Source organism: Kitasatospora sp. NPDC088160 (assembly GCF_044741445.1).
Lineage (GTDB): Bacteria > Actinomycetota > Actinomycetes > Streptomycetales > Streptomycetaceae > Kitasatospora.
In genome coordinates this window covers 124,720-141,333 of the sequence record NZ_JBIUSS010000014.1, presented here as the reverse complement: position 1 = coordinate 141,333, position 16,614 = coordinate 124,720, and the positions used below count along the sequence as shown (strand labels likewise).

General features: G+C 73.9%; 11 protein-coding genes. 6 read left to right on the top strand and 5 right to left on the bottom strand.

Going from position 1 to position 16,614, the window contains the following annotated elements; translation table 11 throughout:
* Positions 1–58 precede the first annotated feature (58 nt).
* Positions 59–916: a sterol desaturase family protein gene (locus ACIOGZ_RS23010; RefSeq protein ID WP_400987006.1), complete on the bottom strand. Its 858-nt coding sequence runs from the start codon at positions 914–916 to the stop codon at positions 59–61.
* 352 nt (positions 917–1,268) lie between these two features.
* Positions 1,269–2,717: a helix-turn-helix domain-containing protein gene (locus tag ACIOGZ_RS23005; RefSeq protein WP_400987005.1), complete on the bottom strand. Its 1,449-nt coding sequence runs from the start codon at positions 2,715–2,717 to the stop codon at positions 1,269–1,271.
* 302 nt (positions 2,718–3,019) lie between these two features.
* On the opposite strand from ACIOGZ_RS23005, the gene ACIOGZ_RS23000 reads away from it, so the two are divergent.
* Complete coding sequence (locus ACIOGZ_RS23000; RefSeq protein WP_400803090.1) at positions 3,020–6,226, top strand: M28 family peptidase; 3,207 nt, start codon at positions 3,020–3,022, stop codon at positions 6,224–6,226.
* A 193-nt stretch (positions 6,227–6,419) separates the two neighbouring features.
* Complete coding sequence (locus ACIOGZ_RS22995) at positions 6,420–7,658, top strand: cytochrome P450 (protein WP_400987003.1); 1,239 nt, start codon at positions 6,420–6,422, stop codon at positions 7,656–7,658.
* Here the strand turns inward: ACIOGZ_RS22995 and ACIOGZ_RS22990 are convergent.
* Complete coding sequence (locus tag ACIOGZ_RS22990) at positions 7,607–8,119, bottom strand: MerR family transcriptional regulator (RefSeq protein ID WP_400987002.1); 513 nt, start codon at positions 8,117–8,119, stop codon at positions 7,607–7,609. The genes ACIOGZ_RS22995 and ACIOGZ_RS22990 overlap by 52 nt on opposite strands.
* A 100-nt stretch (positions 8,120–8,219) precedes the next feature.
* On the opposite strand from ACIOGZ_RS22990, the gene ACIOGZ_RS22985 reads away from it, so the two are divergent.
* From ACIOGZ_RS22985 to ACIOGZ_RS22970, 4 genes are all read left to right on the top strand, one after another.
* Complete coding sequence (locus ACIOGZ_RS22985; protein ID WP_400987000.1) at positions 8,220–9,413, top strand: MFS transporter; 1,194 nt, start codon at positions 8,220–8,222, stop codon at positions 9,411–9,413.
* 71 nt (positions 9,414–9,484) lie between these two features.
* Complete coding sequence (locus tag ACIOGZ_RS22980; protein ID WP_400986998.1) at positions 9,485–9,787, top strand: muconolactone Delta-isomerase family protein; 303 nt, start codon at positions 9,485–9,487, stop codon at positions 9,785–9,787.
* A complete protein-coding gene (locus tag ACIOGZ_RS22975) occupies positions 9,784–10,143 on the top strand; it encodes an SgcJ/EcaC family oxidoreductase (RefSeq protein WP_400986996.1) in 360 nt (119 codons plus the stop codon). Before ACIOGZ_RS22980 ends, ACIOGZ_RS22975 begins: the two co-directional genes overlap by 4 nt.
* A 338-nt stretch (positions 10,144–10,481) precedes the next feature.
* Positions 10,482–11,609, top strand: a complete 1,128-nt coding sequence (locus ACIOGZ_RS22970; RefSeq protein WP_400986994.1) for a DUF4157 domain-containing protein — start codon at positions 10,482–10,484, stop codon at positions 11,607–11,609.
* Positions 11,610–11,668: 59 nt separating this feature from the next.
* Here the strand turns inward: ACIOGZ_RS22970 and ACIOGZ_RS22965 are convergent, their stop codons facing one another.
* Positions 11,669–12,364, bottom strand: a complete 696-nt coding sequence (locus ACIOGZ_RS22965; protein ID WP_400803106.1) for a hypothetical protein — start codon at positions 12,362–12,364, stop codon at positions 11,669–11,671.
* Positions 12,361–16,581, bottom strand: coding sequence for an NEW3 domain-containing protein (locus ACIOGZ_RS22960; RefSeq protein WP_400986992.1), 4,221 nt, complete (start codon positions 16,579–16,581; stop codon positions 12,361–12,363). Before ACIOGZ_RS22960 ends, ACIOGZ_RS22965 begins: the two co-directional genes overlap by 4 nt.
* Positions 16,582–16,614 lie beyond the last annotated feature (33 nt).

Sequence of the window (16,614 nt, the reverse complement as noted above, 5' to 3'; positions counted from 1 at the left end):
AGGGTGATGGCGTGGCGGCGCGGACACGGGCGGAGGAAGAGCGGCCTCGCGGGCAGGGTCAGACGGACGGCTCGGTGGTCTTCACCTGGCGCCAGGGGTGCAGCAGGGTGGCACCCACTTCGCCGGTGGCCGGGAAGGCGGCCGGATCGGCGAGGCCGACGGCGGTGGGCACCCGGCCGGGGCGCCAGGTGAAGCTGCCGAACACGTGGTCCCACAGCGAGAGGTCGGAGGCGTAGTGCCCGGCCTCAGCGAGGTCGGTGCTGTGGTGCAGTCGGTGGAGCTCGGGGCCGGCCAGCAGGTGGCCGAGGAACCCGAGGCGGACGTCGATGTTCGCGTGAACGAAATACCCCTGCGCAAGAATGAATATTCCGACCACGAACACGGATTCCGCCGAGAAGCCGATCAGCGACAGCAGGAGTTGCACCACGGACTGCGCGACGAACACGTCGAGAATATGGTTCACACCGTTGTTCGCGACATTCACCTTGTCCGGCACATGGTGGACGCCGTGCAGGCGCCAGAGCCACCGGTTGTGGTGGGACCAGCGGTGGACGAGGTAGTCGCCGAGCGATCCGATCAGCAGCGCGAGCGGGATCTCCAGGGCGAACGGGAGCACCGGATGGGCCGCCCCGAGCACCTGCACCAGCGCCGTCACCAGCCCCTGGGCGAGCGCACCGCCGACCATGCTCAGCACGAAGTACACGGTGTACCAGCGCAGTTCACGCCCACTCGGATGCCAGTCGGTCCGGTACGGGATCACCCGCTCCAGTACGGCCAGGTACCCGAGGACGCCGACCAGCACGAGGGGGGAGACCCGGTCGGGCTCCCAGTGGAAGTGCAGTGTGGCGACGGCCGTGCACAGCACCCCCAGGAGCAGAAGCGGATGAGCGAGCCGGCGTGCAATGGCGGACAGCACGCGCCCCCTTGGTTATTCGCGAACTAATGACTGGAAACGTCAGAGACTCTAGCTGGAGAGGTCAGCTACGGCAGTCATTCGACGTGTTAACGCCATAAATAACCCGATCGGAGGAAGATCTGCGCACGAAGTTGACACCAGACCGGCGCGAAAGGGGCGCGTTTGTTCGCAGGCGCTGGAGAAACCGGAGCGCAGCGGGGTCGGTCCCACGCCGGGCGAGGTCGCACGCCCCCTGGCGCAGGGGGCGGTCCGGACCCGGATCCGGCCCCCGGTCCGGCGAGGGCGGCGCGGGTGGCACCGGGCGAGCGCGAGCCTGGCGCGAGGGCGCGGGCCGTGCGGGTGGCGCCGCCCGTCAGGATCCCGCCAGCTCCGCCAGCCGCCACGCCGCCTCCGGCCGGTACGCCGCGAGGCGGTCGCGCAGGCCGCGCAGCTCGTACCCGACCAGGGCCGGCAGGGCCGCCGCCGGGGCGGTCTTCAGGGCGGGCCCGAGCAGTTGGACGGCGGTCTGCGGGTCGTGCGCGCAGGCGTGGCAGTCCGCCACCCGGACGGTGAAGAGGAGACGGCTGGAGGGGAGCTGGGCCGGGCCGAGCAGGCCGAGCGCGGTCTCGGCCGCGGTCAGCGCCCGGCGGGCCAGCCGGGGGTCGCCGACGACCGCGGCGAGGTCGCGCAGCGCGGCGGCCGCGCCGGACTCCACCCGCAGCCGCATCGAGGCGATGGAGAGCCAGGGCGCGTCGTCCTCGTCCCGGGCGCCGATGTGGTCCAGGTGCAGCCGGGCGCGGCCGAGGTGGCGAATGGTGGCCCGGACGTCGCCGGTGAGGGCGTGCGCACGGGCCTGGCCGATCTGGCCCATCGCGCCGGCCCAGTGCCGGCCGGGGGCGGCGCGGCCGGTCTCCCGGGCGTAGCCGAGGGCGGCGGCCGGGTCGCCGTCCATCCGGGCGAGGGTGCTCATGTCGCTCAGCGCGGCGACCTGGGTGGCCTGGTCCCCGGCGAGCTCCGCCCAGGCGAGCGCGCGGTCGAAGCAGGCCATCGCGGTGGCGTTGCGGCCGTCCTGCATCCGCAGCGCGCCCGCGGCGTGCGCGTGCTCGGCGGCCAGTCGGGCGAGCGGGCGGCGCTGCGCGGCGGGGGCGGCGGCGAGCCGGGCGAGCACGGCCTGCAAGGTGCGTTCGACGGCGGCGGCCAGGCCGGGCAGGCCGCCGGCCTCGCCGGAGCGCAGGTGGGCGGCGAGCAGCCCGGTGAGGGCGTGTGCGGTGGCGGCGTCCAGGGGTGGCGCGCCGGCCGGGTTCGCGGCGCAGAACTCGGCGTGCAGCGCGGCGAGTTCGACCGGGTCGGGGACGTCGCAGCCGTCGGCGCCGTGCAGCGGGCAGAGCAGGCCGTAGTCGGGCAGCCGGGGCGGCGGCTGGGCGGGGGCGCTCCAGCGGGCCGGGCCGCCGGGCCCGTTCGCGGCCGCGGTGGGCAGCGGGGGCCGCAGCAGGGCGGGCGCGAGGGGCGCCAGGGAGGGCAGTTCGGCGGTCTCGGCCCGCTGGCAGGCGGCCCGCAACTCACCGCCCGCGCCGAGGAGTTCGTCGATCCTGTCAGCGATCCGAGGGGTGACCCGGCGGGCGCCGTGCTCGATCTTGCTCACCGCGGTGTGGTCGTAGCCGATTCCGGCGCCGAGTTGGGCCTGGGTGAGGCCGGCCCGGCGCCGCCAGTGGCGCAGCCGGGCGCCGAAGTCACGCCAGGCGCCCAGCTCCTGGGCGGGCGGGGCGACGGGTGGGGACGGAGGTGAGGACGCCGGTGCCACGGCCACGCGGTTCCGGTGCACGGCTGCCTCCTCCGGTCGCTTCCCCCGGGCCCCTCGCCAACCTTCCGACCATCAGGACGGTACTCGATGACACCCGGTCCGTACATGAGGTGGTCTCAACCACTCGGGCAAAAGCCCAGCTTGACGGAATTTGCCAACCCTATGCATCGCGTGCACCAGCCATTGACCAGAGCATGACGCCGTGTGAGGGTTCCGGCACCCGAGCGCGGACGGCCCGCACGGCCGTCCCCCAGACACGGCCCTGCGGTGGGCCACCAGCCCTGCCGTCCGCGGTCGAGGACCCCCACATGCGAGGAGCCTCGATGCAACGCAGAGTTTCCACAGGACGGTTGCTGACCACGGCGACCACCCTGACCGTGCTGGCCGGCATGATCGCCGCCACGGCCGGGCCGGCCACCGCCGCGCCCACCCCCTCTCCCGCACCACCCAGCGCCCTCGCGGCAGCCGTCAACGCCGCCGACGCGGCCGCGGCCGCCGGCCTGGACGCACTGGCCAAGGGCCCCGGCGAGACCTACGAACGCCGGGCCGTCACCCCCTGGCTCGGCGGCCTCTACTCCGTCGCGTACGACCGCAGCTACCGCGGCCTGCCGGTGGTCGGTGGCGACGCCGTGGTGCTCGCCGACGGCCAGGGCAAGGTCCGCGGCCTCCAGTCGGCCGCCACCGGGCCGGTCGGCGGCTCGATAACCCCGCAGGTCAGCGCGGCGAACGCGGAGAAGACCGCGCGCACCAAGCTGGCCGCGGTGGACTCGGTGGCCGAGCGCCGCCTGGTCGTCCGGGTCAAGGACGGTGCGAGCCGGCTCGCCTGGGAGACCGTCCTCAAGGGCCGTACCGAGAGCGCGCCGAGCACGTTGCACGTCTTCGTGGACGCCGCCAGCGGCGAGGTGATCGACAGCTACGACGATGTCCGCGCCGGCACCATCAACAGCAAGTGGAACGGCCCCGGCCCGCTGACCATCAGCACCACCAACTCCGGCGGCTCGTACTCTCTGCGCGACCCGAACCGGCCCGGCCTGACCTGTTCCGACTACAGCAGCGGCCAGGTGTTCAGCAAGTCCTCCGACTCCTGGGGCACCGGCAACCCCTCCAGCAAGGAGACCGGTTGCGCCGACGCCATGTGGGCGGCCCAGAAGGAATGGGACATGCTCCGCGACTGGCTCGGTCGCAACGGCCACAACGGCAACGGCGGCAGCTGGCCGGTCAAGGTCGGCCTCAACGACGTCAACGCCTACTGGGACGGCAGCTCCGTCTCCATCGGCCACAACCAGAACAACGAGTGGATCGCCGCCCAGGACGTCGTCGGCCACGAGTTCGGCCACGGCATCGACCAGTACACCCCCGGCGGCGCCAACAACGAGAACGGCCTGGGCGAGGGCACCGGCGACATCTTCGGCGCGCTCACCAAGGAGTACGCCAACCAGCCCGCGCCCTACGACTACCCCGACTACCAGGTCGGCCGGCAGGTCAACCTGGTCGGCCAGGGGCCGATCCGCAACCTCTACCAGCCCTCACTGGTCAACAACGACCCGAACTGCTACTCCTCCTCCATCCCCAGCACCGAGGTGCACGCGGCGGCCGGCCCGCTGAACCACTGGTTCTACCTCCTGTCGATGGGCTCCAACCCGGGCGGCGGCAAGCCGTCCAGCCCCACCTGCAACAACTCCTCGGTCACCGGCATCGGCGTCAAGCAGGCCGGCCAGGTCTTCTACGGCGGCATGCTGCTCAAGACCAGCGGCATGACCTACAAGCGGTACCGCACCACCACCCTGACCGCCGCCAAGAACCTCGACCCGACCTGCAACTACTTCAACCGGACCAAGGCCGCCTGGGACGCGATCAGCGTGCCCGCGCAGAGCGGCGACCCGACCTGCACCCCGTCCGGCAACAACGACTTCTCGCTCGCGCTCGGCCCGGCCTCCGGCTCGGTCCAGCCCGGCGCCTCGACCACGGCTACGGTCTCCACCGCCGTCACCTCGGGCACCGCGCAGACCGTCAACCTGACCGCCTCGGGCGCCCCGACCGGGGTCACCGCGACGCTCAGCCCCTCCTCCGTGCAGACGGGTTCGTCCGCGACGCTGACCCTGTCGGCCTCCTCGGGCGCCCCGGCCGGGACGTACGTGATCACCGTCACCGGCACCGCCGGCGCGGCCACCCACACCGCCCAGTACACCCTGACCGTCGGCGGCGGGGGCACCCCCGGCGGGCCCGCGCCCGACATCGACGTCGCCAAGGTCCAGGCCCACCTGACCCAGCTGAACACCATCGCCAGCCAGAACGGCGGCAACCGCCGGGCCGGCAGCGCCGGGCACAGCCAGTCCGTGGCGTACATCAAGGGCAAGCTGCAGGCCGCCGGCTACACCGTGACCGAGCAGACCTGCACCTCCTGCACCTACCAGTCCAACAACCTGATCGCCGACTGGCCCGGCGGCCCCGCCGACCAGGTCACCATGTTCGGCGCCCACCTGGACAGCGTCTCGGCCGGCCCCGGCATCAACGACAACGGCTCCGGCTCGGCCACCCTGCTGGAGAACGCCCTCGTCCTCGCCCAGCAGAACCCCACCCTGACCCGGCACGTCCGGTTCGCCTGGTGGACCGGTGAGGAGCAGGGCCTCCAGGGCTCGCAGTCCTACGTCGGCCAGCTCAGCTCCACCCAGCGCTCCGCGATCAAGTCCTACTACAACTTCGACATGGTCGGATCGCCCAACGCCGGCTACTTCATCAACAACATCACCTCCGCCGCCGCCGCGCCGATGAAGGCCTACTGGGACTCCCTCAACCTCCAGCCGGAGGAGAACGTCGAGGGCCAGGGCCGCTCGGACGACTACTCCTTCCAGCAGGCCGGCATCCCCACCTCCGGCTACGCGGCCGGTGCCGACGCCGTCAAGACCTCCGGCCAGGCGACCAAGTGGGGCGGCAGCGCGGGCCGTTCGTACGACTCCTGCTACCACCAGTCCTGCGACACCACCAGCAACATCGACCCGACCGCGCTGAACCGCAGCGCCGACGGCGTGGCCTACACCATCTGGAAGACTTCCGTCGGCGGCACCACCCCCGCCAACGACTTCTCCCTCGCGGTGAACCCGGCCACCGCCACCGTCAACCCCGGCGACTCGGCCACCGCGACGGTCTCCACCGCCACCACCTCCGGCTCCGCCCAGACGGTCAACCTGACCGCCTCCGGCGCCCCGGCGGGCGTCACGGTCTCCTTCAGCCCGTCCTCGGTGCAGTCCGGCGCCTCGGCCTCGCTGACCATCGCGACCGCCGCGAACACGGCGGCCGGCACCTACAGCATCACGCTCACCGGCACCGGCTCCGCCACCCACAGCACCAGCTTCTCGCTGGTCGTGGGCAACGGCCCGACCAACCCCGGCGGCACCTGGACGCCCGGCACCACCTACCAGGCGGGCGACGTCGTGACCTACAACGGGGTCAGCTACCGCTGCCTCCAGGGTCACACCGCCCAGGTCGGCTGGGAGCCGCCGATCGTCCCCGCCCTGTGGCAGGCCGTGTGACCCGCAGGTCACCTGCCTGACACCCCGTAAGCCGCTGCGCCGCGGTCCGTCGAGGGGGACGGATCGCGGCGCAGCCGTGTGCCGGGCGCACCCCCGGGTCACCGGGCGTAACCGGGCCGCCACTCGGCTGACGTACAGTCGGCTGCGGGGCGGGCCGCCCGCCCACGACGGCCGACCCCCGAGGAGACTCCTGGTGACCACCGACACCCGCCCCGTACCGGAGCTGGCCGCCGAGGCCGTCGAGCAGTGGCGCAGCGAGGAGGCCGACCTCGTCGACCTGCTCGCCCGGGCGCAGCGGGGCATCGGCGGCATCGCCGCCTTCCGGCTCGGCCCCACGCCCACCGTGCTGGTCACCGACCCGGCCGCCGTGCAGCACGTGCTCGGCCGCCACCCCGACCGCTACGTCAAGCGCTCGCACCGCGCGCGGATGCTGGTCGGCGACGGCGTGCTCTCCGCCACCGGGGACGCCTGGAAGCGCCAACGGCGGCTGCTGCAATCCCAGTTCACCGGCACCGGGATGCGCCGCTACGAGCAGCGGATCGCCGCCGCCGCCCGCCGGACGGCCGACCGCTGGGAGGGGTACGCGCGCAGCGGCGAGACCTTCGACCTCGGCGAGGAGATGCGCGGATTCGCCCTCGACACCGTCTGGCGGGCCCTCACCGGGCTGCCGCTGGACGACCGCACCGACCATGAACTCCGTTCTGTGGAACGGGTGGTGGCGGTCATGCCGACCCTGCCCACGGACGCCGGGGACGCCCGGGACGCCGTCGCCGCCGACCTCGCCCGGATCGACGCCGTCGCGCTGGCCGCCATCGACGCGGCGCGCTCGGCGACCGACGCCGAGGAGCCCGGCGTGCTGCGGGTCCTGCTCGACGCCTCAGCCCAACACCCGGAGTACACCGACCGGTTGATCCGCGACGAACTCGTCACCCTGCTCGTCGCCGGGCACGAGACCACCGCCACCACCCTGACCTGGCTCTTCCTCCTCCTCGACCGCCACCCCGAGGCGCGCGGCGCGGACCCGCAGGCCCTGGTCAGCGAGGCCCTGCGGCTCTACCCCCCGGCCTGGCTGCTCCCCCGGCACGCCGTCGAGGACGACGTGATCGACGGCCACCGCATCGCCGCCGGCACCGACGTCCTGGTCTGCCCCTACCTCACCCACCGCGACCCGGCCCTGTGGCCCGACCCCGAACGCTTCGACCCCGCCCGTTTCACCGCCACCGGCGCCCGCCCCGCCCAGCTCGGCGCGTACCTCCCCTTCGGCCTCGGCGCCCGCGCCTGCCTCGGCACCCAGTTCGCCGTCCGCGAGACCACCGCGCTGCTCGAACTCCTGCTGCCCGCCCACACCGTGCGGTTCCGATCCGTCCCGACCGGCTCCGCCTACAGCATCACCGTCCGCCCCGACGGGCCGACGCCGGCGGTGCTGGGCTGACCGATCCCGGTCGCGGTCCCGGTCGCCGGCGGGAGGAAGGCGTCGGCCAGTTCCTCGCCGGCGAGGGCGGCGTCGACGCGGGCGTCGATGTGCGCGTGGGTGACCGGGCAGTCCAGCGGGCGGTCGCGGTGGCAGTCGAGCATGTGGGTCAGGACGGCCGCGGCGCGCTCCAGACGGCGGGCGCGGGCCGTCATCTCGTCCCGCTGCGCCGCCAGCAGCGCCTTGCGTTCCGCCGCCTGCTCGCTCGCCATCACGGCGGCCGTCCCGGCGAGCGGGATCATGCCGTCCACGTGCCAGAGCTGGACCAGGGCGAGGCGTTCCAGGGCCGCCCGGTCGTACTGGCGCACCCGGCCGCGGCGGGCGGCGGGGGTGATCAGGCCGCAGTCCTCGTAGTAGCGCAGGGCGGGGACGGAGAGGTCGAAGGCCTTCGCGGCCTCGGTGATCGAGTAGAGCTGCTCCACGCGTCGTCTCCTTCACGGCCGGCGGGTTGCACTCAAGCGCACTTGAGCGTGAAAGCTCAGGCAAGCCTAACTTCCTGCCGCAGCGAAGGGTTCGCCGCTCATGCCGCTCAGCACCGCCTCCGCCCCCAGCCGGACCTCACCCGGCCGTGCCGCCCCCGCCTCCGGCGCGCTGCTCGTCGTCGGCTTCGTCCTCCTCAGCCTCAACACCCGGGTCGCGTTCGGACAGGTCGGACCGCTCGCGCCGGTCGCCGGCTGGGGCCAGGGCACCGTCACCGTGCTCGGGCTGCTGCCCCCGCTGTGCATGGGCCTGTTCGCGCCGCTCGGCGCCGTCGCCCGGCGGCGGATCGGCGAGGAGCGCGGGCTGTTCTGGGCGAGCGTGCTGCTCGTCGCCGGGGCGCTGCTGCGCACCGCGGGCCTGCCCGGGCTCTACGCGGGGACGGTGCTGGTGGGCATCGCGGTGGCGGTCGTCAACGTGCTGATCCCGGTGTTCGTCCGGGCCCGCTTCGCGCCCCGGCGGATCGGCACCATGATGGGCGTCTACGCCCTCGCGATGGGCACCGGGTCGGCCGTGGTCGCCGCCCTGGTCGCGCCGGTCGCCGACGCGTGGTCCTGGCGGGCCGCGATCGGCCTCGCCGTCCTCCCGGCCGTCCTCGCGGCGGCGGGCATGGCGCCGCAGCTGCGGGTGGAACGGCGGATACCGGCCGCCGCCGCGCCGGTGCACCGCCGGCCCGTCGGCCGCACCGCGCTCGCCTGGAGCCTGACCGCCTTCTTCGGCATCCAGACCCTGGTCTTCTACGCCACCCTCGCCTGGCTGCCCTCGATCCTGGTCGACGCGGGCCTCAGCCGCACCGCCGCCGGCACCGACCTGGCCGTCCTCATCCTCGGCCTCGCCGTCGGCGGCTTCCTCGCGCCCGTCCTCGCCGCCGCCCGCGCCGACCAGCGGCCGCACCTGCTCGCCGTGGTGGCCGTCTGCGTCCTCGGCCTGCTCGGCGTCGTACTCGCCCCCGCCACCGGCGCTCCGCTCTGGGCCGGCATCCTCGGCATCGGCATGGGCGGCGGCCAGGCCCTGGCCGCCGTGCTCTTCGCCCGCCGGGGCACCGACCACGACCACGTCGCCGCGCTCTCCACCATGGCCCAGACCTGCGGCTACCTCCTCGCCGCCAGCGGCCCCGCCCTCACCGCCGCCCTCCACACCGCCACCGGCTCCTGGACGGCCCCGCTGCTGACCCTGGTCGGCCTGCTCCTGGCCGGCTCCGTCCTCAGCCTGCGCGCCGGCCACGACGCCCGGCCGTGACCGGCGTGGCTCCGCACCGGCGACCGCGCCGCCCCTCGATACTCCGGTAAGCCCCGAACGAGAGGACACCGATGGAATTCCTGGTCGACATGGTGACCACCGTCCCGGACGGAACCACCGAGGACGCGGTCGCCGACATCCGGGCCCGCGAGGCCCAGCGGTCGCGCGAACTCACCGCCCAGGGTGCCCTGTTGCGGCTCTGGCGCCCGCCGCTCGCCCCCGGCGAATGGCGCACCTGGGGCCTCTTCAGCGCCCCCGACGAGACGCGGCTGGAACAGGCGCTCGCCTCCATGCCCCTGCGGGTATGGCGCCAGGACACCGTCACCCCGCTCTCCCCGCACCCCAACGACCCCGGCACGGGAGGCGCCCGATGAGCGACGAAGCCGTGCTGCGCGGCGTCCTCAACCGTTGGAAGGCCGCCGTCGACGCTCACCAACCCGAGCAGGCAGCCGACTGCTTCACCGAGGACGCGATCTTCCAGGGCCTCCACCCGTACACCGTCGGGCGGGCCGGCATCAGTGCCTACTACGCCTCCCAGCCCCCCGGCATGACGGCCGACTACCGCATCCTGGAGTCCCGGCGGCTCACCCCGACCCTTCTCCTCGGCTACCACAGCGTCGACTTCGCCTTCCCCGACCGCCCCACCCTCACCGTCAACCTCGGCATCCTGCTGCGGCGCTCCGACGACGGCTGGTCCATCGCCCACTACCAGGTCTCGCTGCTGCCCTGAACTGCGCCGACACATCCCATCGCCGCGATCCGTCGCACACCACGTCGTGAACCCGGCCCGCCGAGCACCCAGCTCGGCGGGCTGACGGGGGAGGTGGCCCCAAGGGACATCGGACGCTGCCCTGGCGTACCTTCCGCCGGAGGTGCGGGGTCGAACAGACTGGGAGGGACTGTCGCCGATCCCTCGAAGGGGCCTTACCTGTGCGTGCCCATGACTCCGGTAGTGCGTTTGCCACCGACCGACGACCGGGCCGTACCAGTCGGCCCACGGCTCCCGCCCGGCTGCCCTCCGGTGCCCGGGCCGTGACGCCGGCGGCGCTCACCGCCATGCAACGGGCCGTGGGCAATGCCGCGGTGAGCCGGATGCTGGAGCAGGAACAGGAGCAGCACGAGCACGCCGCGGCCGACGTGCAGCGCTCGGCCGTCCACGAGGTGCTGAGGAGCCCCGGCACGCCCATGGCGGACGGGATCCGGGCCGAGATGGAGACCCGGCTCGGCGCGGACTTCTCCGATGTCCGGCTGCACACGGGTGCGACCGCCCGGGAGTCGGCCGCGGGGATCGGCGCCCGCGCGTACACCTCGGGCAGCCACATCGTGCTCGGCGCCGGAGGGGGCGACAAGCACACGCTCGCGCACGAGTTGACCCACGTCATCCAGCAGCGCAGCGGCCCCGTCGCGGGCACCGACAACGGGAGCGGGCTACGGGTCAGCGACCCCTCGGACCGCTTCGAGCGCGAGGCCGAGGCGAACGCCTCCCGGGTGCTGTCCCGGCCGCTCGCCCGGGAGTCCGAAGCGGAGCACGCGGCCCACGCGCACGGCACGCAGGCCGGCGAGCCCTCGGTGCAGCGGCGCCCCACGGCGAAGCCCGCCGAGGAGGAGGGCGACCACACCCACGTCGACGCCGACTATCCGGGCATGCGGCTCATCCTGGACCAGAAGCTGACCGACGAGCACTACGAGAAGATCTACCAGCTCGCGGGCTCCGAGGAACGCGTGATCTTCGACGAGGACGGCAGCTACGGGTACATCAAGGTCGACGACGGCCTGGAGACCTACTACAAGCTCGTCAACATGGAGGTCGGCCCCGAGCAGGCGCAGGCGGACCTGAGCGGCCACGTCAACCGGCAGCGGGACTCCAGCTACCACGTCCGGGCCGGTGCCGGGACTTTCGAGGGCGCACAGATCGACCAGTTGCAGGACTTCGCCGCGCAGGGCGTGCGTCCCGGCCAACTGGTCGAGGTGAGCGTCGCGTTGCTGCGGCAGGCCAGCGGTCGTGCGCAGACGGTGGCGGGCGGGCTCGACGAGAAGCGGCTCAGTGCCGCCGTCACCGGCATGAAGAACAGCGCCGCGCTCGAACCGATCAAGATCCGGGTCGACGGGGGCGGCATCAGCATCCAGGACGGGAACCACCGCCTGGGCGCGGCCGTTCAGCTGGGCGCCGCGTACGCGCCCTGCAAGATCGTCTGACCGCCCGTTCCGCTGCCGACCTCGCTGGTGATCCCGGCGAGGTCGGCAGCGGTGGCGTCTCAGTGGCGGTGGTGGTTGTCGGGTTGGGCCGGGTCGCCGGGGTGCTCCAATCCCTCGACGAGGGTGAGGCGTCGGGCGCGCTCGTGGTCGAGCCAGCGGACGAAGGCGGCGCGGCGGGCGGCCTCGGTGAGGTCGGCGGTGGGGTCGTGCTCCTCTGTGACGGTGTGCACGGAGCGGAGCGCGGCCCTCCAGGGGCCGGCGGTGACCCAGGTGCCGGGCGGAGCCTCGCGGAGGGCTTCGGCGAGGGCGGTCGGGAGGGTGTCGGGGTTGGCGTCGAGTTCGCCGTCGGGCAGGGCGAGGTGCCAGACGGCCGACGGCGGGCGGGTGGTCAGGGTGCGGTAGTGGGCGACGTCGGCGGCGGAGGGTTCGACGTCGGCGGTGACCGCCGCGTAGACGGCTCGGACGGCTGGGCTGCCCTCGTAGGCGGCGGCGGTGATGGAGCCGAGTTCGACGGCGGCCTGCTGGTCCAGGCGGGCCGGGCCGGTGGACCGTACGGGCAGGTCGCGCTCGGTGGCGACCGCCTCGCACAACGCCTCGGTCAGCAGCACCTGGGCGACCCAGCGGCTGAGCTGGCGGTCCTCCGAACTGCCGGGCTGGGGCAGGGCGGTGGAGCGCGGGCCGGTGCGGAGGGCGGCGAGGCGGTGGTCGAGGGCGGCGCGCGGGAGGGGCTTTCCGTCGAGCAGACCGAGGGTCATGCCTCCACCTCCAGGGCGACGGTCGGGGAGTACTGGCAGCGGCCGAACCACATGACCTTGGCCAGCGCCCAGTACGCGCCGGGGTCGGTGGATTCGGGGGCGGCGATCTCGAAGGCCACGGTCGAGGACGATCCGGCCGGGACGGTGAAGCCGCGGACCGGGTCGGCGATGGCGTCCCAGGTGCCCCAGGGGGAGACGAGTTGAAGTTCGCCGCGGATCTCGCCGCGGGTGCGGTTGGTGAGGGTGAGGCCGAGGGTGGTGCGGCCGCCCGCGGTGACGCGCAGGGTCTCCTCGGAGACGGCGACGTCCAGGCCGGTGTCGCGGCCGGTGGTGGCCTTGGTGCCCTGGGCGATCGTCCAGTCCTCGGGGGCGTCGCCGGGGACGGGCAGCAGGTTGGGGAGGTCGCCGACGGCGATGGTCACGACGTCCTCGATCTCCTGGCCGTCGTGCACGATCCGGACGGCGGCGAAGTGCAGGCCGGGCAGGACTTCGGCGGGCGGGGTGAGGGTGACCGGGAAGCGCAGGTGGCCGCCGGGCTCCAGCCGGTAGGGGCGGCTGCCGAGGCTGGTCTGCCAGCCCTCGGGCGGCAGGACGACGGCCGTGCCCTCGACCGCCGCGTCGCGCAGTTGTGAGGACAGGGCGACGGAGAGTTCGACCGCCTCGCCGTCCGTCTGCAGCAGGCCGGGCGAGGCGCCGACGGAGACCGGCAGGTAGCCGAGCGGCGCCGGACCCCGGTTGTGCAGCCAGTAGCGGGCGTGGACGGGTTGCGCGGGTTCGGCGACCGGGCCGAGGACCGGGCCGCCGGGCTCGGCGGCGACGCCCGGGGCGGCGAGCAGGGTGGCGATCTGCGAGCCGGCGAGGTCGACGCGTTCGACGGCCTCGCCGAGGGGGCGTTCCAGCAGGTCGGCGGGCCGCAGGTGGCTCAGCCCGAGTGCGCCGCCGAGTTCCGCCGTGCGCCCGAGTCCGGTCGACTCGACCAGCCGGACGGCGAGTTCGCGCCCGACGGCCGCCGCCGAGCCGTGCGCGATGGGGTTGCCGGCGGGCTTGAGCGCGCCGAGCAGGACTTCGCGCTGCGGTTCGACCCGCAGCCAGGAGAGGGTGGCCGGCAGCGGCCCGTCCTGCGGCGGCGCGATCCGGGCGTGGAGCGGGTGGTTGAACTCCTGGCCCTGGGCGGGCAGGGTCTGGCTCCGCCAGTCGCCCGGGCCGCCGACCAGTGCGTAACTGAACTCGTGCGTCCAGTGCTGGAGTTGGAAGGAGGCGCCGTCGGGCAGGGTGCGCCGGGGCGGGTCGATCCAGACGCCGGAGGGCCAGCCGGTGCAGGAGCGCATCAGGGAGAGGTGCAGGGCTCCAGTGGTGTCGACCGCGAAGCCGGGCAGGCCGAAGCTGAGCAACGCGACGGTGTGGTCGGCGAGTTGGTCCACGACGTCGGACGGGCAGACGGCGCCGATCCGGGCGTCGGCGAGGTCCGCGACGAGCGCGGCGGCGTCCGTGACGACCAGTGCGGGCAGCGCCCGCAGGTCCCGCAGGTCGGCGCCGGGCTGCCAGACCTCGGCGAGCGGGGTGAGTGCGGGCACCCACACCGCGCCGTGCGTCTTGAGGACGCTCGCGTACTCCTCGCCGGCCCGCTCGATCAACTCCCGTGCGGCGTCGTTCTCTTCCGGCCCGCCGAGGACGATCCGGAAGTCGGGCAGGTTGGAGTCGACGTCCAGCCAGCCGTACCGGGCCCAGTCGGCGCCGGAGGTGGTGGCGGTGACGCCGACCCGGGCGAGGGCGACCACCAGCGGGCGGGCGTCGGCGGCGTCGTCCAGGCTCGGCACGACCACCTCGGCGACGCCCAACGCCCGCTCCCCCAGCGGCGATCCGGCCGGATCGGACAGCACGGCGCGCGCGGTGGCGCCGAGGCCGAACCAGGTGTTGGCCGGGTTGTCCAAGGTCCACGGCGCCTCGGCGGAGTCGACGTCGGGCAGGGCGAAGCCGCGCCCGACGACGGCGCCGGCGACCTCGCTGACCGGCAGCGCGCCGGGCAGGTCGACGGGGAAGCGCAGCCGCAGCAGCCGATCGGCGCCGGAGTAGTCGACGACCCGGGTGCGGCAGTCGACCCGGTCGAGGCCCCGCCACAGGGTGACGGTCTGCTCGTAGCGGATCCCGTCGACGGTGCCGCCGATCACCAGCCGCTCGCCGAGCGGGCCGGTCTCGCGGCGCACGTCGGCCGGGGCCGTGCCGGAGCCGCGCACCGGTCCGCTGGGCACCAGGTGCCAGGGGCCCTCGCCGAAGTCGGGGTGCTGCGGGTACTCCTCGTAGACCCGCAGTTCGTTGCCGATCCGGCCGCCCTGGATCAACTCCCGGTCGTGCAGGAGGTCGTGGACGGAGGACAGGCCGCCGCCACGGACGGGGTCGGCGCTCACCCGGTAGCGGTCGTTGGTGATCACCACCCCCTCGGCCGCCGTCCAGGGCTCCGCCGCCGGGCCCTCCACCAGCCGCCAGGTGCGCCAGCCGAGCGCGGGGACGTCGGCGGCGAGGAAGCGCAGGGCCCCCCGGTCGACGGTGCTCGGCACGGGCTCGCCCCGGTCGTCGAGCACCCGTACCGCCCCGGTCTGCGGGGGAAGTTGGACGACGACCAGGTCGGTCCGGTCGAAGGAGAGCGTGTTGGTGACGACCACGGCCGAACCGGCGGCCACCGCCGACCCGCCGGCCCCCTCCGGACCGACGCCGGCGGTGGAGATCCGCGCGGTCAGCGCGTCCAGCGCCTGGTCCCGGACGGCGGCCGCGAGGTCGTGCGCCTCTCGCCAGCCGCCGAGCAGGTCGAGGTAGACCTGGTCGGACTCGGAGCCGGTGATGGCGTCGTGGTGGGCGCCGTAGGCGAGTTGGCGCCAGACCTTGTCGAGGGCGGCGGTGGGGTACTGCCCCAGGCCGTGGACGGCGGCGAGGGTGGCGAGCTTCTCGGCGTCGGCGGCCGCGACCTCGCCGGCCCGCTGGGCCTGCTTGGTGTCGATGTACGAGACGTCCTTGCCGGTGTAGACCGGGTTCATGTCGCGGGTCTGCGGGCTGGGCCGGCGGCCGGTGGCGGCGAGTTCGGCCCGGACGGCGTCGAGGAAGTCGCGCGGGGTGGCGCAGACGAAGCGCGGCCAGAGGTACTTGGCGGCCCAGGAGCGGTGGATCTCGGTGACCCACTTGTTGGGCGGGGTGTAGTCGGTGCCGACGGGCAGCAGCAGGTTCCTGGTCGCGCCGACGGGCTTGAGCTTGCGGTACAGCTCGTAGACGGCCTGTTCGGCGGTGGCGAGGTCCGGGGAGGAGTCCATCCACCAGCCGGCCGAGTAGTGGTGCGGCATGTAGTGGGTGAGCACGCCCTCGCCGGAGGGGGCGATCCACTCGAACTCGCTCGGGAACTGCATCACCCGGGCGTCGTCCTTGGCCTCGCGGAAGTTCTTCTGGATCGGGCCCCACTGGTGGAAGGGGCCGCGGGCCCAGGCGCTGCCGGTGAGGCCGGCCGCGGCGAGGTGGCCGGGGAACTGCGGGTCGTGCCCGAACACGTCGAGCTGCCAGGCGGTTTGCGGGTCGCCGCCGAGGATGTCGCGCTGGTAGCCGATGCCGTAGACGAGGTTGCGGATGGTGGTCTCGGCGCCGGTCAGGTTGGTGTTGGGCTCGTTGTAGGTGCCGCCGACGAGTTCGACCTGGCCGCGCTCGAGCAGCGTGCGCAGGGTCTCGCGGCGCTCGGGGTGCTGGTCGAAGTACGGCTTGAGGTAGTCGACTTCGGCGAGGACGAACTTGTACACCGGGTCCCGCAGCGCGAGGTCCATGTGCGCGTCGACGAGCGCGAAGCCGTTGCGCTCCCAGAGCGGCCGGGTGGTGGCGTCGGCGGAGAGCAGTTCCCAGGGGGAGGTGTAGGCGGCCTGGGTGTTCCACCAGACCGGGTCGTAGTGGAAGTGGGAGACCAGGAACATCGTCCAGCCGGGTTCGGCGACCTCCACCAGGGCGTCCACGGAGGCGCCCTCCGCCTCGACGGTGACGGGGAGTTCGGTGCCCGGCTCGGGGGCGCCGGTGAGCTCCAACGGGACTTCGACCAGCCCCGTGCCGGTCGCCTCGCCGCGCACGCCCGGGCCGCTGACGGTGATCCGGGCGGCCGGGCCGTCGAGGGTGACCCGCAGCAGTTGGCGCGGGGCTTCCTCGGGACCGGTGAAGAGGTCGGTGTTCTCGACGGCGGTGATGGTGACCGGCACGGGGAGGGTCCTTTCGGTGCAGGTGCGGGGGCC